General features: G+C 72.5%; 15 protein-coding genes. 7 read left to right on the top strand and 8 right to left on the bottom strand.

From position 1 onward, the window contains the following. The first annotated feature begins 105 nt into the window (after positions 1-105). Together ACFSL4_RS22205 and ACFSL4_RS22200 are read left to right on the top strand one after the other, a co-directional pair. The gene (locus tag ACFSL4_RS22205) at positions 106-1,626 is read left to right on the top strand and encodes a CehA/McbA family metallohydrolase (protein ID WP_381085627.1); all 1,521 of its coding nucleotides are present in this window, start codon (positions 106-108) and stop codon (positions 1,624-1,626) included. A gap of 220 nt (positions 1,627-1,846) precedes the next feature. Further along, positions 1,847-2,242, top strand: coding sequence for a nitroreductase/quinone reductase family protein (locus ACFSL4_RS22200; protein ID WP_381085624.1), 396 nt, complete (start codon positions 1,847-1,849; stop codon positions 2,240-2,242). An 11-nt stretch (positions 2,243-2,253) separates the two neighbouring features. Here ACFSL4_RS22200 and ACFSL4_RS22195 read toward each other — a convergent pair whose 3' ends face one another. The 6 genes from ACFSL4_RS22195 to ACFSL4_RS22170 form a co-directional block, all read right to left on the bottom strand. Beyond that, on the bottom strand, positions 2,254-3,705 hold the full coding sequence (locus tag ACFSL4_RS22195) for an aldehyde dehydrogenase family protein (protein WP_381085621.1): 1,452 nt from the start codon (positions 3,703-3,705) through the stop codon (positions 2,254-2,256). After that, on the bottom strand, positions 3,702-5,432 hold the full coding sequence (locus ACFSL4_RS22190; protein ID WP_381085618.1) for an N-acyl-D-amino-acid deacylase family protein: 1,731 nt from the start codon (positions 5,430-5,432) through the stop codon (positions 3,702-3,704). Before ACFSL4_RS22190 ends, ACFSL4_RS22195 begins: the two co-directional genes overlap by 4 nt. Before the next feature lie 322 nt (positions 5,433-5,754). Further along, positions 5,755-6,873 carry an LLM class flavin-dependent oxidoreductase gene (locus ACFSL4_RS22185; RefSeq protein WP_381085615.1) on the bottom strand — a complete coding sequence of 373 codons (1,119 nt, stop codon included), beginning with the start codon at positions 6,871-6,873 and terminating at the stop codon, positions 5,755-5,757. Positions 6,874-6,979: 106 nt separating this feature from the next. Continuing rightward, positions 6,980-7,756, bottom strand: a complete 777-nt coding sequence (locus ACFSL4_RS22180; RefSeq protein WP_381085612.1) for an SDR family NAD(P)-dependent oxidoreductase — start codon at positions 7,754-7,756, stop codon at positions 6,980-6,982. Between the two features lie 8 nt (positions 7,757-7,764). Further along, positions 7,765-8,670, bottom strand: a complete 906-nt coding sequence (locus ACFSL4_RS22175) for a TIGR03619 family F420-dependent LLM class oxidoreductase (protein WP_381085756.1) — start codon at positions 8,668-8,670, stop codon at positions 7,765-7,767. 20 nt (positions 8,671-8,690) lie between these two features. Next, positions 8,691-9,947: an amidohydrolase family protein gene (locus tag ACFSL4_RS22170; protein WP_381085609.1), complete on the bottom strand. Its 1,257-nt coding sequence runs from the start codon at positions 9,945-9,947 to the stop codon at positions 8,691-8,693. A gap of 250 nt (positions 9,948-10,197) precedes the next feature. Here ACFSL4_RS22170 and afsR point away from each other — a divergent pair, with 250 nt between their 5' ends. Continuing rightward, a complete protein-coding gene (gene afsR / locus ACFSL4_RS22165; RefSeq protein ID WP_381085606.1) occupies positions 10,198-13,143 on the top strand; it encodes an SARP-family global regulator AfsR in 2,946 nt (981 codons plus the stop codon). A 215-nt stretch (positions 13,144-13,358) separates the two neighbouring features. Continuing rightward, positions 13,359-13,547 (top strand): hypothetical protein, encoded by a 189-nt coding sequence (locus tag ACFSL4_RS22160; protein WP_381085603.1) that lies wholly within the window; start codon positions 13,359-13,361, stop codon positions 13,545-13,547. A 905-nt stretch (positions 13,548-14,452) separates the two neighbouring features. Here ACFSL4_RS22160 and ACFSL4_RS22155 read toward each other — a convergent pair. Then, positions 14,453-16,129: a FadD3 family acyl-CoA ligase gene (locus ACFSL4_RS22155; protein WP_381085600.1), complete on the bottom strand. Its 1,677-nt coding sequence runs from the start codon at positions 16,127-16,129 to the stop codon at positions 14,453-14,455. 93 nt (positions 16,130-16,222) lie between these two features. On the opposite strand from ACFSL4_RS22155, the gene ACFSL4_RS22150 reads away from it, so the two are divergent. From ACFSL4_RS22150 to ACFSL4_RS22140, 3 genes are read left to right on the top strand one after another with little or no spacing between them, the layout of a single operon-like run. Next, the gene (locus ACFSL4_RS22150) at positions 16,223-17,407 is read left to right on the top strand and encodes a lipid-transfer protein (protein WP_381085597.1); all 1,185 of its coding nucleotides are present in this window, start codon (positions 16,223-16,225) and stop codon (positions 17,405-17,407) included. Between the two features lie 39 nt (positions 17,408-17,446). Continuing rightward, positions 17,447-17,863 (top strand): Zn-ribbon domain-containing OB-fold protein, encoded by a 417-nt coding sequence (locus tag ACFSL4_RS22145; protein ID WP_381085753.1) that lies wholly within the window; start codon positions 17,447-17,449, stop codon positions 17,861-17,863. After that, the gene (locus ACFSL4_RS22140) at positions 17,860-18,639 is read left to right on the top strand and encodes an enoyl-CoA hydratase/isomerase family protein (protein ID WP_381085594.1); all 780 of its coding nucleotides are present in this window, start codon (positions 17,860-17,862) and stop codon (positions 18,637-18,639) included. The genes ACFSL4_RS22145 and ACFSL4_RS22140 overlap by 4 nt, the downstream gene beginning before the upstream one ends. A 144-nt stretch (positions 18,640-18,783) precedes the next feature. Here ACFSL4_RS22140 and ACFSL4_RS22135 read toward each other — a convergent pair. Continuing rightward, on the bottom strand, positions 18,784-20,122 hold a 1,339-nt coding region (locus ACFSL4_RS22135; RefSeq protein ID WP_381085591.1), incomplete at its 5' end, for an outer membrane protein assembly factor BamB family protein.

Below are 20,122 nucleotides of genomic sequence, written 5' to 3'. Positions count from 1 at the left end.
GGCTGCCGATCGGCTTCCCTTGCGCGGCAGTTCACGGCTCAGTACCAGAGTGCCACGCACCACCCCTGCACCACCCCTGTCATCCGACACCTTGGGAGCGGCAGCATGTGCGAGGACGACCACGGCATCGGCAGACGCGCACTGTTCGTGACGGGAGCGGCCGCCGCGCTTACGTTGGGAACCGTGAGCTTTGCGAGCGGCGCCTTCGCGGCGGACGGGGCCGGCCAGGACACGAGGACCGTGCGCGGCACCCTGCCCCCCGGCTCGCCCGATTTCGTCTACCTCCCCGTCGAGGTCCCCGAAGGCGTCCGGGAGATCAGGGTCGCCTACACCTACGACAAGCCGTCCGTCCCGGCCGGCACCCCGGGCAACGCCCTCGACATCGGCATCTTCGACGAGCGCGGCACCGAACTGGGCGGCGAGGGCTTCCGCGGCTGGTCGGGCGGCGCGCGCCCCGAGTTCTTCGTCCGCGCCGACGACGCGACCCCCGGCTACATCCCCGGCCCGGTGGGCCCCGGCACCTGGTACGTCGCGCTGGGCCCGTACACGGTGGCGCCGCAGGGCCTGGCCTACGAGGTCACCGTCACGCTCGCCTACGGCGACCCGGGCGAGACCCCCGCTCCCGTGTACCCGCCGTCGCGGGCGAAGGGCCGGGGCCGCGCCTGGTACCGCGGCGACTGCCATCTGCACTCCTGGTACTCCGACGGCCGCCGCACGCCCGCCGAGATCGCGGCGCTGGCCCGGGCGGCCGGCCTCGACTTCATCAACACCTCCGAGCACAACACCCACTCCTCGCACCCGCACTGGGCCGACCAGGCGGGCGACGACCTGCTGATCATGCTGGGCGAGGAGGTGACCACGCGGAACGGTCACGTGGTGGCGCTGGGCACCGACCCCGGCACGTTCGTCGACTGGCGCTACCGGGCCCGCGACAACCGCTTCGGCCGGTTCGCCCGACGCATCCACCGGGCGGGCGGCCTGGTCGTGCCGGCCCATCCGCACGCCACCTGCGTCGGCTACGGCTGGAAGTTCGGCTTCAACGACGCCGACGCGGTCGAGGTGTGGAACGGCCCGTACACGCCGGACGACGAGGTGGCCCTGGCGGAGTGGGACAACACGCTGGTGGCGTCGGTGCGCGACGGGCGCGCCCGGTGGCTGCCGGCGATGGGCAACAGCGACGCGCACCGCGACCCCGACGCCGTGGGCACCCCGCAGACCGTGGTCCTCGCCGACGACCTGACCCGTGAGGCCGTCCAGGAGGGCATCCGCGCGGGCCGTTCGTACGTCGCCGAGTCGAAGAACGTCTCCCTGGCCTTCACTGCGTCCGGCGGGCGCGGCGAACACGCGGGCATCGGCGAGCGGCTGCGGGTGGACCGCGACACCCCGGTCACGGTCCGCCTTCGGGCGCAGGGGGCGCCCCGCTGCACCATCCGCCTCGTCACCGACCAGGGAGTGCTGTTCACCAGCGACCCGCTGCCGGTGTCCGGGGCAGGCACCGCCGAGTGGCACACGACACCGGCCTACGCGGCGTACGTCCGGGCCGAGCTGCGGCACGAGACGGCGGTGGGCCCGCTGCCGGGGGCGCTGGCCGCGTTCACCAACCCCATCTTCCTGGGCGGGGCGTGAGGCGATGTGTGAGGCGCGTGTGAGGCGGCCGGTGCGGCCGCCCGTGCGGGGCTCGTGCGCCCGCGCCCACCCGTCCGGCCCGCGTGACGGCCGCACCGGCCGGCCGCCGGCCCCGCCGCACGGACCCGCGCCGCCTCCCCCGCGCCGCGCCGTGGCGCGTCCCCCGGCGGGTGGGATCCTGCAGGCAGCCCGGAACCGACACAGAGGAGTACGGGAGACCATGACACGCAACCCCGACCTCAAGTACCGCGTGGTCTCGGCGTTCCAGCGCCGGATCGGCAATCCGCTGCTGCGCCGGATGCCGCTCCAGACCCTCCTGGAGACGACGGGCCGCGTCTCGGGCCTGCCGCGGCCCACACCGGTGGGCGGCCGCCGCGTCGGCGACTCGTTCTGGCTCGTCTCCGAATACGGCGAGAGGTCCCAGTACGTCCGCAACATCCTGGCGAACCCGCGGGTCCGGGTCCGCATCCGGGGACGGTGGCACACGGGCACGGCCCATCTGCTCCCGGACGACGACCCCCTGGCCCGGCTGAAGACCCTGCCCCGCCTCAACAGCACGGCGGTGCGGGCGCTGGGCGCCGGGCTGCTGACGGTGCGGGTGGACCTGGACGGCTAGGGCGGCCTCCCTCACCCCGGCCACACGATCGCCTGCAGCTCGCTGTAGGCGTGCAGGGCGTAGGAGCCGACGTCGCGGCCGACGCCGCTCTTCTTGAAGCCGCCGAAGGGGGCCTCCATGTTGCGGCCGACGGTGTTCACGCCCACTCCCCCGGCCCGCAGCCGCCGAGCCACCCGGAAGGCGCGGGCCACGTCGCCGGACCACACGTAGTCGATCAGGCCGTAGTCGCTGTCGTTGGCGAGGGCGATCCCCTCGTCCTCCTCGTCGAAGGGGACGACCACGACGACGGGGCCGAAGATCTCCTCGCGGACCACCCTCATGTCGGCGGTGCAGTCGGCCAGGAGGGTGGGGGCGACGTAGAAGCCACGGTCGAACCGCGGGCGTTCGCCCCCGGCGACCACCCGTGCCCCCTCCTTGCGGCCCAGTTCGACGTACGACTCCACGCGGTCGCGGTGCGCCGCCGAGATCACCGGGCCCACCACCGTCGCCCGCTCGCGGGGATCCCCGACCGTCAGACGGCGGGCGTAGGCCGAGAGCCGGGTCACCAGGCGGTCGTACACGCCGCGCTGCGCGATCACGCGTGTCGGCGCCGTGCAGATCTGCCCGCTGTAGAAGGAGAACGTGGTCCCGATCCCGGCCACCGCCGCGTCCAGGTCGGCGTCGTCGAAGACGATCGCCGCGCCCTTGCCGCCCAGTTCCATCAGCTGCCGCTTCATGGACCGGCCGCACACCTCGGCGATGCGCTGCCCGACGGCGGTGGAGCCGGTGAAGCTGACCATGTCGACGTCGGGGCTGTCCACGGCCGCCTCGCCGGCCTCGGGGAGGGATGCGCTCACGACGTTCACGACACCGGGCGGCGCCCCCGCCTCCTGGAGCGCCTCGGCCATGCGGTAGACCGACAGCGGGTCCTGCGGCGCCGGTTTCACGACCACCGTGTTGCCCATGGCCAGCGCGGGGGCGACCTTGCCCGCCGGGTTGGCCCACGGGTTGTTGTACGAGGTGATGCAGGTGACCACGCCGACCGGCTGGCGCACCGCGAGCGCGCCCATGACGGCGGCCGGGCCGAACGGTCCCGCCTCGTTGATCTGCGGCGGCAGCGGCACCTCGGCCGGTTCCACCCGCGCGTACCGGCTGAACCGGGCGGCCGCGACCCCGACCTGCATCCCGCGCGCCGTTTTGGTGGTGGCGCCGCTCTCCGCCCGGGCGAGGTCGGCGTACGGCACCAGGTTGCGCCGCATCACGTCCGCCGCGCGGGCGAGGACGGCGGCGCGTTCCTCCGGTGCCGTCCGCGACCACGGCCCGAAGGCCTCGCGGGCGGCGGCGCAGGCCGCGTGCACCTGCTCCCGCGATGCCTCCGGCGCCCACCCGACGGTCTCCTCGCTCGCCGGGTCGACGATCTCGTAGTGGCCGCCGTCGGGCTCGACCCACGCGCCGCCGACGAACAGCCGCTGCCGGTCGCTCACGTGGTGCTCACCGTCCTGGTGTCCCGCCCGGAGCGCAGCACCTTCCCGGGCACCGCCCCGGTGACCAGGTCGTCCCGGATCGCCTCGACGCCGTTGACCCACACCGCCCGTACGCCGATCGCCCGGGAGTCCAGCCGCGGGCTGTCCCCCGGCAGGTCGTGCACCAAGGTGGCCGGACCGGCGTCGATCCGCTCCGGGTCGAACAGGACGAGGTCCGCGTGGAACCCCTCCCGCACCCGGCCGCGCCCGCGCAGCCCGAACAGCCGGGCGGGATCGTCCGTCAGCATCCTCACGGCCTGCTCCAGCGGCACCAGCCCGCGTCCCCGCAGGCAGTCCCCGAGGAAGCGGGTCGTGTACGGGGCCCCGCACATGCGGTCCAGATGCGCGCCCGCGTCCGAGCCGCCGAGCATGACGTCCTCGTGCCGCCAGGTCTCGGCCCGCAGCGCCCAGGAGCCGGGGTCGTTGTCGGTGGGCATGGGCCACAGCACCGTGCGCAGCCCGTCGTCGGCGCAGATCTCGACCAGGCACGCGAAGGGGTCCTGGCCGCGTTCGGCCGCGATGTCCTTCACCACCCGGCCGGTGAGGCCCTCGTTGCGCGGGCTGTAGGTGTCCCCGATGACGTACCGCCCGAAGTTCGCCAGCCGCCGGAAGACGCCCGCCTCCTTGGAGTCGGCGCGCCGCAGCATCTCGGCGCGGACGCCGGGATCGCGCAGCTTCCCGATCCGCTCCGGCACGGGCAGGCTGAGGATCGGCCCCCACCCGGGGATCAGGTTGAGCGCGCAGAACGTGCCGAGCGACATGTTCATCGGCGTGAGGATCGGCATGGTCAGGGCCACCACCCGGCCTCCCGCCTTCCGCGCGCGCTCGCTCGCGCTCAGCTGGCGCGGCACCCGCTCGGGGACGGCCGCGTCGATGGTCAGGACGTTCCAGTTCAGGGGGCGTCCCGCCGTCGCGCTCATCTCGACGAACAGGTCGATCTCCGCGTCGCTGAACTGGTCCAGGCAGCCCGCGACGATGGCCTCGATCTGGGTGCCCTCGTGCTCGCCGACGGCACGCGACAGCGCCAGCAGTTCCTCCGGCCGCGCGTGCCGGGAGGCGACCGGCTCGCCGTCGCCGTCGGAGTGCGTGGAGGACTGGGTGGTGGACAGGCCCCAGGCGCCCGCGTCCATGGCCTCGTGCAGCAGCCGGACCATGGCGTCCAGCTGCTGCGGCGTGGGCTGCCCGCCGACCGCGTCCGGTCCCATCACGTACCGCCGCAGCGCGCAGTGCCCCACCATGAAGCCCGCGTTGACGGCGATGCGCCCCTCCAGCGCGTCCAGGTAGTCGCCGAAGGTGTGCCAGTTCCAGGGTGCGCCCTCCTCCAGGGCGACCAGGGACATGCCCTCCACCCTGGCCATCATCCGGCGGGTGTAGTCGGCGTCCTCGGGCCGCGCCGGGTTGAGCGGGGCGAGGGTGAAGCCGCAGTTGCCGGCCGCGACCGTGGTGACACCGTGGTTCAGGGACGGGGTCGCGTACGGGTCCCAGAACAGCTGGGCGTCGTAGTGGGTGTGCGGGTCGACGAAGCCGGGGGCGAGGACGAGGCCGGTGGCGTCCTCGCTGCTCGCGGCCTCCTCCGTGATCCGGCCGACGGCCGCGATGCGGCCGTGGCGTATCCCCACGTCCGCGGTTTGGGCGGGCGCGCCTGTCCCGTCCACGACGGTCGCGCCCCTGATGACGTGGTCGAGCATGACGCCTTCCTCCTTCGGCCGCTCTGCGCGCCGCTTGTCGGTTCTCCGGTCTCCGGCCCGCCCGGCCGAATCCGGCTCGGTCCGCCTGTCTCCGTCCCGACCCGACGAACCCGACTCGATCGGCTCGGCTCGCGACCGGCTCGGGTCAGCGGGTCAGCGAAGGCCGGTGCCGTCCGGCAGCGCCCCGAAGGGGCACGGGGCGGGGTCGGTGTGCGGCTCCGCCCCGCGGGCGCGACCGGCCTCCCCGAGCTCTCAACCACGTTCGGGCAGGGAACACCCCCATCGGACCCGCGGGTGATGCACCGGACTTCCCCCGGAGCGCTCAGGCGCTCTGGCGGAATCGGGTCGTGCGGTGCACCGGGTCCGTGTCGATCTTCGGGATGACGTGCTCGCCGATCAGCCGGATCGTCTGGAGGGTCTCTTCCTTCGGGATCCCGACCGGCAGGCCGAAGCTGAGCTGGTCGGCCCCCGCCTGCTCCCACCTCTTGCACTGGGTGAGCACCTCGTCCGGGTCGCCGCAGACGAGCAGTTCCTCCTCGATGAGCAGTTCGAGGAACTCCTCGGTGTACTCGGGGAGCGTCTCGGGCCAGACGGGGAAGCCCTCGGGGCGCGGGAAGGTGTCGTGGTAGCGGAAGACGAGGGACGGCAGGTAGTGCAGTCCGCCGTTCATCGCGATCCGGATCGCCTCCTCGTGGGTGGGCGCGCAGACGGCGGTGGTCGTCACCATCACGTTGTCGTTGACGAAGTCCCCGACGGGTTCGGCGTCGACGACCGCCGTCTTGTACTGCTCCAGGACCCACTCCATGTCGGAGACCTTCTGCACGCTGAAACCGAGCACCCCGAGGCCCTTCTTCGCGGCCATGGCGTACGAGGGCGGCGACCCGGCGGCGTACCACATCGCGGGGTGCGACTTCCCGTACGGCTTGGGCAGCACCTTGCGCGGCGGGAGCGACCAGTGCTTGCCCTGGAAGCCCTGGTACTCGTCCTGGAGCCACATCTTGGGGAACTCGGCGATGGTCTCCTCCCAGATCTCCTTGGTGTGGTTCATGTCGGTGATGCCGGGGAGGAAACCGAGGATCTCGTGGCTGCCGGCGCCTCGGCCGCTGCCGAACTCGAAGCGGTTGCCGGAGAGGTGGTCGAGCATGGCGACCTTCTCGGCCACCTTGACCGGGTGGTTGACCTGGGCGAGGGGGTTGAAGATCCCGGATCCCAGGTGGATGCGCTCCGTCGCGTGGGCGAGGTAGCCGAGGTAGACGTCGTTGGCGGAGAGGTGCGAGTACTCCTCCAGGAAGTGGTGCTCGGAGGCCCAGGCGTACTTGAAGCCGGACTTGTCCGCCTGGATGACGTACTCGGTCTCCTCCATCAGCGCCTTGTGCTCCGCGAGCGGATCGGTCTCGGCCCGCTTGCCCACGTATCCCTGTACAAAGAGCCCGAATTCCAAGGAGGTTCACCGTCCCCACGAGTTTTCGAGTTTCTGACGTATCGTCAGATTCAGCTGCCGCCGACTGTGGCACCGCCCGGTTGGAGCGTCAATAGCTGACGCCAAGTCAGATGACGGAGACGCCGGCCAGCCATCCGCCGTCGATCACGAACGGCTGCCCGGTGATGTAGGAGGAGTCGTCGGAGGTGAGGAAGAGCGCCAGCCTCGCCACCTCCTCCGGCCGCCCGACCCGGCCGAGCGGCACCAGCCTGCGGTACAGCTCGTCCAGGGCGCGGGAGGTCTCCTCCGGGTCCGCGTCCGGATCCAGCCGGGACGGGTTGGACATCGGCGTGTCCACCGCTCCCGGGCACATGGCGTTCACCCGGATCTGCTGCCGTGCGAGTTCGAGGGCGGCGACCCTGGTCAGCCCGAGAATGGCGTGCTTGGTCGCCGCGTACGTGCCCACCGCCGCCATCCCGGTCATCGCGGTGTACGAGGCGGTGTTCACGATGGTGCCGCCGCCGGCCGCGGCGATCTCGGGCGCCACGGCCCTGATGCCGAGGAAGCAGCCGACCTGGTTGACCTGGACGACGCTCATGAACTCCTCCAGGGGTGTGTCGAGGAGCGCGTTGAAGCGCAGGATCCCCGCGTTGTTGACCAGCCCGTCGATACGCCCGTACGCCTCCTTCGCGGCGGCCACGGCGGCCGTCCAGTCGGCCTCCCGCGACACGTCGAGGTGGACGTACGGCTGGCCCAGCTCCTTGGCCAGCGCCTCACCCTGGTCGTCGAGCACGTCCGCGACCACGACCCGGGCGCCCTCCGCCGTGAACAGCCGTGCCTCCTGCTCGCCCTGTCCGCGCGCCGCCCCGGTGACGATGACGACGCGCCCGTCCAGCTTGCCCATGGCTCTCCTCAGTCCAGGTGGGGGGCGACCTCGGCCCCGAACGCTGCTATCTGGTCCGTGAGTTCGGTGCGGCCGCGGCTGCGGAACCGCACCTGGATCTGGTGCACGCCCATCGCGCCGTACGCGCGCAGCGACGCGGCGACCGCCTCCGGGGCACCGCTGAGCGTCCGCCGCCCGACGTCCCAGCCCGGCTCGCCGACGTACAGCGGCTCGGTGATCGCGCCGACGGTGAGGGGCTCCTCGATGCCCGCCTCGTCCCGCAGCCGCCGCAGCCGGCCGATCTGCCCGGGCAGGCGCTCACGCGGATCGCCCTGCGGCAGCCAGCCGTCGCCCTTGAGCGCGGCCCGGCGCACCGCGGCGGGCGAGGACCCGCCGACCCACACGGGCACACGGGGCTGGGCGGGCCGGGGCCGCTGCCCCAGTCCCGCGAAGTCGTACTCCTTCCCGTGGTGTTCCGGGAACTCCTCCGGTCCCAGCGCCGCCCGCAGGGCGTCGATCGCCTCGTCGAGCACCGCCCCCCGCCGCCCGAAGTCCACCCCGAGCACCTCGAACTCCTCCCGCACGTGCCCGGCCCCCACACCGAGGACGAGCCGTCCGCCGGAGAGGTGGTCGAGGGTCGCGTACTGCTTGGCGGTCACCAGCGGATGCCGCAGCCCGACGATCGCGACATGGCTGAGCAGCCGCACGCGCTCGGTGACGGCGGCGAGGTGGGCGAGGGTGGCGACCGGGTCGTACCAGACCGTGCCCATGGCGGGCGCGAGCCGCCGCGGGACGGCCACGTGGTCGCAGCTCGCGATGTAGTCGAACCCGGCACGCTCGGCGGCCCGGGCGACCGCGACCAGTGCCTCGGCACCCGCGGCCGCCTCCCAGGGCTCGGCGTACATCGTGCTCTGGGACTGGACGGGCAGCTGCATCCCGTACCGCAGAAACCCGCTCACCGGGGACCGCCCCCGGCCGGCCCGGCCCACAGGCCGTCCTCCGTCAGCCCCAGCAGCTCGATGGCGTTGCGCCGGACGATCCGGTCGACGACGTCCGCGTCCAGATGCCCCATCTGCGCCTCCCCGACCTCCCTGGACTTGGGCCAGGTGGAGTCGGAGTGCGGGTAGTCGGTCTCGTACAGCACGTTGCCGGCCCCGATGGCGTCGAGGTTGCGCAGGCCGAAGGCGTCGTCGAAGAAGCAGCCGTAGACGTGCTCGGCGAACAGCTCGGACGGCGGGCGGTGAACCTTGTCGGCGACCCCGCCCCAGGCCCGGTTCTCCTCCCAGACGACGTCGGCGCGCTCCAGGATGTACGGGATCCATCCGATCTGGCCCTCGGCGTACATCACCTTCAGGTCCGGGAAGCGTTCGAACTTACCGCTCATCAGCCAGTCGACCATCGAGAAGCAGCAGTTGGCGAAGGTGATGGTGGAGCCCACGGCCGGAGGGGCGTCCGCGGACGTCGAGGGCATGGTGCTGCTGGAGCCGATGTGCATCGCGATCACGGTGCCGGTCTCGTCGCAGGCGGCGAGGAACGGGTCCCATGCGTCGGTGTGCACGGACGGCAGCCCCAGCCGGGGCGGTATCTCGGAGAACGCGACGGCGCGCACACCGCGTTCGGCGTTGCGTCGCACCTCGGCGGCGGCGAGCTCGGCGTCCCAGAGCGGGATGAGGGTGAGCGGTATCAGCCGGCCGTGCGCCTGGGGCCCGCACCACTCCTCCACCATCCAGTCGTTGTAGGCGCGCACCCCGAGCAGACCCAGCTCGCGGTCCCCGGCCTCGGTGAACGTCTGGCCGCAAAAGCGCGGGAAGGTGGGGAAGCAGAGGGCGGACTGCACGTGGTTGACGTCCATGTCGGCGAGGCGCGAGGGGACGTCGTACGAGCCGGGCCGCATCTGCTCGTAGGTGATGATCTCCAGCCTGATCTCGTCCCTGCTGTACCCGACGGCGGTGTCCAGGCGGGTGAGGGGCCGGTGCAGGTCCTCGTACACCCACCAGTCGCCGAGCGGGCCGTCGTCGCCCGGTCCGCCCATGACGGGAGCGAACCTGCCGCCGAGGAAGGTCATTTCCTTCAGCGGCGCGCGGACGATGCGCGGGCCGACGTCCCGGTACTTCTTCGGGAGCCGGTCCTGCCAGACGTTCGGGGGCTCCACCGTGTGGTCGTCGACGGAGATGATCCGGGGGAAGGCAGCGTTGGTCCGTGAGGTCTCCATGCGGGTCACGGTAGCGCTGATCTGACGACCCGTCAGCTCCCTGTCGGCTACCCGCTCGGCTGCCCGCTCGGCTAGGCGATGCCCTCGGCTTCCACAGGGCCCGCAGGGGGCGGGTAGAGCATGTGTGAACCTTGTGACGCACCGCACGGCGGCCTGTGATCGCCGTCTCGCACAGCTGACGTATCCGCCATGAACAAGGCAAACTGGCCTCTTGGTTGTGAAGGTCTCGGCAGGGTGCCAGGGGGCAGCGATGGACGGTGTACCGCGAGTGCCGGAGCAGCGGGGTCCCGAGGAATCGGCGACGCTGCGCTTCGGCCTGCTCGGACCGGTGCGCGCCTGGCGCGGGGAGGAGTTGCTGGCCACCGGCTCACCGCAGCAACGCGCCCTGCTGTCCGCCCTGCTGCTGCGCGAGGGACGCACGGCGACGGCGTCCGAGCTGATCGACGCGCTGTGGGGCGACGAGCCGCCGCCACGCGCGCTCGCGGCCCTGCGGACCTACGCCTCCCGGCTGCGCAAGGTCCTCTCCCCCGGGGTACTGGTCAGCGAGTCGGGCGGATACGCCCTGCGGCTGGACGACGCCCGCGCCCTGGACTTCGCCGCGGCCCAGGACCTGGCCGCCGAGGCGGAGAAGGCCAAGGACTCCGGGAACCTGCGCCACGCCCGGCGGGCGCTGAACGACGCGCTGGCCCTGTGGAACGGCGAGCCGCTGGCCGGCGTGCCGGGCCCCTACGCGGACACCCAGCGCACGCGCCTGGAGGAATGGCGCCTCCAACTCCTGGAGTCCCGCCTCGACATGGACCTGGAGCAGGGCTGCCACGCGGAGGCGGTCTCGGAACTGACCGCCCTGACGGCGGCGCACCCGCTGCGCGAACGCCTGCGCGAACTGCTGATGCTGGCCCTGTACCGCTCCGGCCGCCAGGCGGAGGCCCTGGCGGTGTACGCGGACACGCGCCGCCTGCTGGCCGACGAACTCGGCGTCGACCCGCGCCAGGGGCTGAAAGAACTCCAGCAGCGCATCCTGCGGGCGGACCCGGGCCTGGCGGAGCCCTCGGCCCCGGCCCCCGAGCCCGCCTCGGCCCCCGTCCGCCCCGCCCAGCTCCCCGCCACCGTCCCCGACTTCACCGGCCGGGCGTCCTTCGTCGCCGAGCTGAGCGAGGCCCTCGCCTCCGCCGAGGGCCGGGTCATGGCGGTCTCGGCGCTGGCCGGCATCGGGGGCGTCGGCAAGACCACCCTCGCCGTCCACGTCGCACACCAGGCCCGCGGCGCCTTCCCCGACGGCCAGCTGTACGTGGACCTGCAGGGCGCGGGCGCCCGGGCCGCCGAGCCGGAGACGGTCCTCGGAGCGTTCCTGCGCGCCCTGGGCACCGCGGACTCGGCGATCCCGGACTCGCTGGAGGAACGCGCCGCCCTCTACCGCTCGGTCCTGGACGGCCGCCGGGTCCTGGTCCTGCTGGACAACGCCAAGGACGCCGCCCAGGTACGCCCGCTGCTGCCGGGCACGGAGGGCTGCGCCGCCCTGATCACCTCCCGGGTGCGGATGGTGGACCTGGCGGGCGCCCACCTGGTGGACCTGGACGTGATGTCCCCGGACGAGGCGCTGGCGCTGTTCACGAAGATCGTGGGCGGGGAACGGGTGGCCTCCGAACGCGAGGCCGCCCTCGACGTGGTGGCGGCGTGCGGCTTCCTGCCGCTGGCGATCCGCATCGCGGCCTCCCGCCTGGCCGCCCGCCGCACCTGGACGGTGTCGGTCCTGGCGGCGAAGCTGGCGGACGAACGCCGCCGCCTGGACGAACTCCAGGCGGGCGACCTGGCCGTGAAGGCCACCTTCGAACTGGGCTACGGCCAACTGGAGCCGGCGCAGGCGCGCGCCTTCCGCCTGCTGGGACTGGCAGACGGGCCCGACATCTCCCTGACCGCGGCCGCGGCGCTCCTCGACCTGCCGGTGGAGGACACGGAGGACCTGCTGGAGTCCTTGGTGGACACCTCCCTCCTGGAGTCCGCGGCCCCCGGCCGCTACCGCTACCACGACCTGGTCCGGCTCTACGCCCGCGCCTGCGCGGAACGCGACGAACACCCGCCGAGCGAGCGGGATGCGGCGATGTCGCGGCTGCTGGACTTCTATCTGGCGACGGCGGTGGGGGTGTACGCGATCGAGCGGCCGGGGGACCGGCTGGTGGACCACCTTGCGGAAACGACGTATCCGGGGATGAAGTTCCCGGGCCGGAAGGTCGCGCTGGACTGGCTCTATACGGAAGCGAACTGTCTGCTGGCCTTCACCCGCCAGTGCGCTGGCACTCCGGAGGCTCTCCGGCGGGCCATCGATCTCCTGTGGGCCGCACTCGACATTTCGGAGTCGGGAGCCAACTCCAAGGAGTACGAGGCCACCGCGCAGGCACTGCTGGAAGCCGCACGGCAGGTCGGTGTGGAGCAGGTCGAGGCCCGTGCGCTGATGACGCTGGCCCATGCACATGTAGACGGGGGCCGGTTCACGATGGCCGACCAGGAAGCGGAGCAGGTGATACGACTTGCCGGTGCGGCCTCCGACCTCTTGCCGGTCTGCTGGGCCCGCAACGCCCGAGGCATCATCGCGCTGTACCAGAACCGCAATGCGGACGGCGAGCAGCACCTCTCTCAGGCGATCCAGCACTTCCGCACCCTCGGGGACCGCCCTGGCGAGGCCAGCGCACTCTGCAACCTCTCCCGCATCCACCTGGCGACCGGGTTGACCCAAAGCGCTGTCACTCTGGCCCAGGAAGGCATCGCGATCTACGACGCTATGGGGAACTCCATGCGCGGCGCGAACGGCCGCTACGCACTGGGCATGGCTCTCACCCAGAGCGGCCAGCTCGACTCCGCGACCGAAAGGCTCCTTGAGGCTCTGGAGGTCTTCCGCGAGAGCCGTCAGCGGCTGTGGGAGGGCATGACCCTCTTCCGCTTGGCGGAAGTCGACATCGCGGCACGGCGCTCCGCTCAGGCCGCGGCCAACGCCGAGATGGCCCTGACCGTGCTGCGGGGTATCGGTGGGGAGTGGCGCCGCGGGAACGTCCTCACGGTCCTCGGCCACGCGCTCACCGGCATCGGGCAAACAGACCGCGCGCAGGTGTGCTGGCGCGAAGCTCTGTGTATATACGAAGAGTTGGGGGCCTCGGAGGCCACCGCGGTGCGTGAGCTACTAAGTCCCCTACAGGCAGCATGAGACCGCTGCCGAGCCGTTCATCATTCGTTTATCGCCCCACGCCATCCTCTACTCAGTCGATCCGTCACGGCGGGGGAGAGGCGGGTCGCCGCAGAGGGCCTTTCGCTGACGAACTAGGGTGAGCGGCCCAGAAGGGCCCGTCCGGCCACCCTCGGGGGAGTGACCGGGCGGGCCCCTGCCGACCTACTGAACGAACACACCAAGCGGAGCAGGACATGAGCGACGAGTCGGTCATCAAGCCGCAAGACATGCACGCCACCGGCACGACGGATGGCGAAGCCGTGGCTGACCTCACCGAGTCCACCGACAGTGAAGTGACCACGCAGGACATGCACGCCACCGACGAACCCATCACGACGAAGGACATGCACGCCACGTCGGACCCCTTCACGCAGACGAACTAAGCCTTCTCGCACGGGGATCGGCCGCGGCGGCGCGGAGGGGAGCCGCCGCGGCCGAGGTGCGTCAAGACCGGATTTCGCGCCATTTCATGGCCCGGACCGCTCGATGGTCTCGAATATTCGACCCCTGGACACCAGCGTCACTTTTGCACGGAACTCGCCGCCATGTGCGCGGAGTTGGGTTGTCCAGCGCCAAGAAGATCCTCGTTACCGTCGCCATCGCCGTCGCCGCGGTGGGCGGAACCTCGGCCTCAGCGTTCGCCAATACGCACATCACGGTTACGCCTGACAACAGCGCGTCCGCGTAACTCTCCGCACGCCGCTCCACTCACTGCACGACGGGGCCCGCGCCGCAGCTCGGGCCCCGTTGCCATGCCCCTCCGTCGATATCGCCCCAGCCACCCCTTCAGCGCCTCCGCGGCACCCCTCGTGGCACTATTCCGCTTCCTCGGCGCTGAACCGGCCCGGCGTGCAGGCGAGGCGCGCCCGCGCACCACTCACCCACCGCATGTCGCTGAACCGGCCCGGCGTGCCTGCGAGGCGCTGATGCGCCGTCCGCCGCCGGGCACCGGCCAGCCCACCCCACCGCCAACACCGGAAGGACCCCCGCTCCTCCCCCGGCCGCCCGCTCGCTTCTCCCCCGCGCTGGAGCGGGCCGGGTCAAGGGTGGCCCGGAGGGCCATCGGCGAAGCCGACGCGGAGTGGAGCGCAGCGGAACGCAGCGCCCTTGACGCGGACCGCGGAAGCACGACACTGACAAAGAAGCGGGCGGCCCAACCGTCACTCAAGGCCACCGGCCCACAACAGCCACACCCCCGGACGGCGCCCTTCTCGGGCGCCTATCAACCTCCCCCGGACACCCCTTCCCGGCAGCCTGCGGCACCTCCCCCGGACACCGATCCCCCGGCTCAACCCCCAGCCGATACCTCGCTCCCACCCCCGCCGGTGCGCCGGCGCAGTTCCCCCTTCAGCACCTTCCCGCTCGCGTTCCGCGGCAGTTCCGGCACGAACTCCACCGTCCTCGGCACCTTGTAGTTCGCCATCTCCCGGCGGGACCAGGCGATCAGGTCGTCCGCCGTCAGGACCGCCCCCGGGCGGCGGACCACGTACGCCTTGCCGACCTCCCCGAGCCGTGCGTCGGATGTCCCGACCACCGCGACGTCGGCCACGTCCGGGTGCAGGCCCAGGAGTTGCTCGATCTCCGCCGGGTACGCGTTGAAGCCGCCGACGATGAACATGTCCTTGATGCGGTCGGTGATGCGGAGGTTCCCGGAGTCGTCCAGGACGCCCACGTCGCCCGTGCGGAGCCAGCCGTCGGTGGTCAGGGTCTGCGCCGTGGCCGCCTCGTCCTCGAAGTAGCCCCGCATGACGTTGAAGCCGCGGACCAGCACCTCCCCCGGGACCCCGGGGGCCTGCGGTGCTCCCTTCGAGTCCACCACCCGTACCTCGGTGCCGGGGATCGCGCGGCCCGATGTCGACGCGATCATCGACGGGTCGTCGCCCCGACGGCACATCGTCACGAAGCCGCCGGCCTCCGACAGGCCGTACGCCGTCAGGACGGTTTCCACGCCGAGTTCTCCGCGCAGCCGTTCCACCAGCCGCAGCGGCACCACGGCCGCGCCCGTCACCACCAGGCGCAGGGTGGACAGGTCATGGGCGTCCCGGGACGGGTGGTCGAGGAGGGACTGGTGCAGGGTCGGCGGGCCGGGAAGGACGGAAATGTGCTCCGAGGCTATGTTCGCCAGCGCCGTGTCCACGTTGAACACCGGCTGCGGAATCATCGTCGCGCCTCGCATCAGGCACGCCAGGACCCCCGCCTTGTAGCCGAACGTGTGGAAGAAGGGGTTCACGATCAGGTAGCGGTCGCCTCGGCGCAGGCCCGCGAGGTCGCTCCAGATCGCGTACGCCCGCAGGGTCTGCGCGTGCGTGATCACCGCGCCCTTGGGGCGGCCCGTCGTACCCGAGGTGAAGATGATGTCGGACGGCAGGGCGCCGGTGAGGGACGCGGCGCGCGCCCGGACCTCCGGCTCGCCGACGCCCTCCCCGCTCGCCAGGAAGCCCTTCCAGGTGCGGAAGTCGGCCGGGGCGTCGTCGGACAGGACCACCACCTGGTCCAGGTGAGGAAGACCCGGGAGGGGGCCGTCCCCGGGGCCCTGCCCGGCCGCGCGCCGCAGCGAGGCGACGTACGACGTTCCGAGGAACGTGCCTGTGACGAAGAGGAGTTTCGCGCGGCTCCGGTTGAGTACGTACGCCGCCTCCGTGCCCTTGAAGCGCGTGTTGAGGGGGACCAGGACGGCGCCCGCCGACACCGCGCCCAGCGCCGAGACGATCCAGTCGAGGGTGTTGGGCGCCCAGACCGCCACCCGGTCGCCGGCCCCGACGCCGTTCGCGATGCAGGCCGCTGCCGCGCGCTCGACGCGGGCGCCCAGTTCGGCGTAGGAGACGCGGGTGCGGCCCTCGACGACGGCCTCGGTGTCGCCGTGGCGACGGGCCGCGCTGCGCACCAGCCCCGGAATGCTGCCCCATTCGACGTCACCGCGCACAGCGACCTCCCGGCACATGGCCATCGACGGCAAGCCGACCATCAGCCGACCACCTTGGCTACCTGACTATCCGTCAGATTAGCTGTAGCCTGACGCCCTGTCAGCCGCCAGGGCTCCAGTGCGGAGGTGTGCGTCATGGCAACGGCAGGGACGGGGACAGGGACAAGGGCAGCAGGGGGGCTCAAGGACGCCACCGCCATCGTCGGGATCGGGCAGACCCCCTTCGCCCGGCGACTCGACGGGTCCGAGAAGGCGTTGGCGTGCCGGGCGATCCTCGCCGCGCTCGACGACGCGGGCATCGCGCCGGGCGAGGTCGACGCGCTCGCCTCGTACACCATGGAGGAGACCGACGAGGTGGAGGTGGCCAAGGCGCTCGGGCTGGGCGACCTCACCTTCTTCAGCAAGGTCGGCTACGGGGGCGGGGGCTCCTGTGCCACCGTCGCGCACCTCGCGGCCGCCGTCGCCGCCGGGCAGGCGACCGTCGGCGTCGCCTGGCGGTCGCGCAAGCGCGGCAGCGGGCCGCGGCCGTGGAGGAACACAGCCGTCCAACTGCCCACCCCCGCCCAGTGGACCCGGCCCTTCGGGCTGCTGCGGCCGGTCGACGAGATCGGGATGCTCGCCCGGCGGTACATGCACGAGTACGGGGCGACCAGGGACCACCTGTTCAACGTCGCCCTCGCCTGCCGCAACCGGGCCAACCAGAACCCCGCCGCGATCATGTACGACCGGCCCCTCACCCGGGACATGTATATGACCTCCCGGTGGATCAGCGAACCGCTCTGCCTTTTCGACAACTGCCTGGAGACGGACGGGGCGCTGGCGTGCGTGGTGGTGTCCGCCGAGCGCGCCCGCGACTGCCGGCACCGCCCCGTCTACGTCCACTCCGCGGCCCAGGGGCTGCCGTCCCAGCACCACGGCATGGTCAACTACTGGAACGACGACCCGCTGACCGGCCCGGCCTGGACGGCCGCCCGGCACCTGTGGAAGCACGCCGACATCACCCCGGACGACGTGGACGTGGCACAGATCTACGACGCGTTCACGCCCCTCATACCGCTCTCCCTGGAGGGGTACGGCTTCTGCGGCCGGGGGGAGGGCGGGGCGTTCACCGAGGGAGGCGCACTGGAGATCGGCGGGCGGCTGCCCGTCAACACCGGGGGCGGCGGGCTGTCCGAGGCGTACGTGCACGGCTTCAACCTCATCACCGAGGGTGTCAAGCAGCTGCGGGGGACCAGTACCGCCCAGGTCCCGGGCGCCGCCACCTGTCTGGTCACCGCCGGCGAGGGGGTCCCCACCTCCGCCCTTCTGCTCAGGAACTGAAGGAGTCGAGCCATGTCCGACACCGCCATGTCCGACCCCCTGCTCGCGCCCGTCCACGACGACGACGGAGCGCCCTTCTGGGAGTACGCCGCCCGGGGCGAGCTGCGCGTCCAGGCGTGCGCAGACTGCGGCGAGCCACGCTTCCCGCCGCGCCCCTGCTGCCCGCACTGCCAGTCGTTCGCGAGCGAGTGGCGGCGCACGAGCGGGAAGGGGAGGATCTGGTCGTACGTCGTGCCGCATCCGCCGCTGCTCGCGGCGTACGCGGCGCAGGCGCCGTACAACGTGATCGTGGTGGAGCTGGCCGAGGCGCCCCGCATCCGGCTCGTCGGGAACCTCGTCAGCGGCCCCGGCGCGCCCCTGAACTCGCTTGCCCCCGACCGTATCCGCATCGGTGCGAAGGTCCAGGTCGTCTTCGACGGGGACGGGATGCCCCGGTGGGTGCTGGAGCGGCCGTGAGCGGAGGGCTGCGGATCGCCGCCGACCAGGACACCGGTGTCGCGGTCGTCACGTTGGACCGGCCGGCGAGGCTGAACGCCGTCGATCTGCCGCTGGCCGGACAACTCGCGGACTGCTGGCATGCGTTGCGGTTCGACGACTCTGTGCGGGCCGTGGTGCTCACCGGCGCGGGGGAGCGCGCCTTCTGCACCGGCATCGACCGCGACGCGGACGTACCGCAGCCGAACTCCCCGTACATGGTGGACGATCCGCTGCTGCGGATCGGCCCGAAGACGAACGACCTGTGGAAGCCGGTGATCGCCGCCGTGCGCGGCATGGCCTGCGGCGGGGCGTTCTACCTGCTCGGCGAGAGCGATTTCGTCGTGGCGGACACGACGGCGGCCTTCTTCGACCCGCACACCACGTACGGCATGGTCAGCGCGTACGAGTCCGTCCACATGGCGCACCGGATGCCGTACGGGGAGGCGGCGCGGATGGCGCTGATGGGCACCGCCGAGCGGGTCTCCGCGCGGCGGGCGTACGAGATCGGCCTGGTGTCCGAACTGACCGGGCCGGGAGGTGCGGTGGAGGCGGCGGTGCGCTGCGCCGCCGTCATCGCCTCCTACCCGCCCGAGGGTGTACAGGGCACCGTGCGGGCCCTGTGGGCGGCGCAGCAGGCGGCCCGGGCGGAGGCCTTCGCGCTGGCGCCGTCGCTCATCGCGCTCGGGAACCTGCCGGCGCAGCGGCAGGCGGAGCTGTTCGCGGGGCGGCGGGCGGGGGGGTTCCGGGTGCGGTAGCCCCGGGCCGCGGCCCCCGTCTCCCGCGCGACCGCCGCCACCGTGTGGCACATCGCGGGTACCGGGCGTAGCGTCATGGCAGGCGGCCGCCGTCCGGAGCCCCTTCCGTGAGGTCCGTACGACGGCCGTCCAGGGCCGTGCCGCTCAGGCGGTCCGCGCCGTCCCCGTGCCCTTCTCCGCGTCCAGGGCGTACACGCAGCGGTCCTTGCTGCATGCGTAGACCACGCCGTCCTTGACCACCGGCGCACCGGTGATCTCGCCGCCGGTCGCCAGCTTCCAGCGCAGGCGGCCGTCGTCGGCCTTCAGCGTGTACAGCAGGTGGTCCATGGAGCCGAAGTGGATGCGGCCCTCCGCCACCGCCGGGGAGCCCACGATGTCGCCGCCCGCCTGGAAGCGCCACTTCGGGGTGCCGGTGACCGCGTCCAGGGTGTAGAGGCCCTTGCCGCTGCCGACGTGGACGTGCCCGGCGGCCACCAGCACCGGCTCGGTGGAGGCCCGGGACTCCGTCGCGATGCGCCAGCGGTCGCGGCCGTCGGTCGCGTCGAGGGCGTACACCGTGCCCAGGTAGTCCGCCAGGTAGATGCCGCCGCCCGTGACCGCGGGACCGGGCGCGAAGGCCGGCGGGCACAGGAAGACCGCCGGCGCCTCGAAGTGCCAGCGCACCAGACCGCTCGACACCTCGATGGCCAGGACCCGGGTGCCGGCCGAGACGTACACGTAGCCGTCGGGTGCGTGCGTCAGGCGCACGGGGACGCCGCCGCACGACGCCGTGTCCCCGATCGGGTACGACCAGCGTTCCTCGCCGGTGCGCGCCTCCAGGGCCCGCAGCCGCGCGTCCCGCCACACGTACACCGTGCCGTCCTGCAGCACCGGTCCGGCCTCCGGCGTCTCGAAGTCGGTCTGCGCGCCGCCGACCTCCCACAGCCGCCGGCCGTTCGACGCCTCCCACGCCTGTACGCCGCCACCGCGCGTCCCGGTGATGACCGTGCCGCGGTCGGCCTTGAGGGAGTACACCCAGCCGTCCGTGGACACCCGCCACAGGTCCGTGCCCTCGCGGGCGTCCAGCGCGAAGAGGGTGGGGCCGTCGGAGGCGTGGACCCGGCCGTCCGCGACCGCCATCGACCAGGCCACGTCCCGGGTCTTGAAGCGGCGGCGGCCCGTGGCCACGTCCAGGGCGTGCACCTCGAAGGATGTGACGTAGACGAGGTCGTCGGCGACCGACGGCGTGCCCCAGACGTCGTTCGACATGCGGAAGCGCCATGGGCGCCAGCCGGCGGCGCTCTCGGGTGCGGTGGCCGGCGGCACGACGGCGGGGGCGGCCCCGGCCATGCCGTTGACGCCGGTGCCGGGCCGGGACCAGGAGGCCACGAGGCCGGCCTCGGGGGGAGGCGCCTTGACCGCGGCGGCCCGCGCGTCGGCGACGCGCGGACCGGGGCCGATCGGCACGGACACCCCCGCGAGCCGCACCGGACCGCCGTCGGGC

Source organism: Streptomyces caeni, from assembly GCF_042678285.1.
Lineage (GTDB): Bacteria > Actinomycetota > Actinomycetes > Streptomycetales > Streptomycetaceae > Streptomyces > Streptomyces caeni.
Note: the sequence above shows the minus strand (reverse complement) of the source record. Positions and strands in the feature narration are given on the sequence as shown.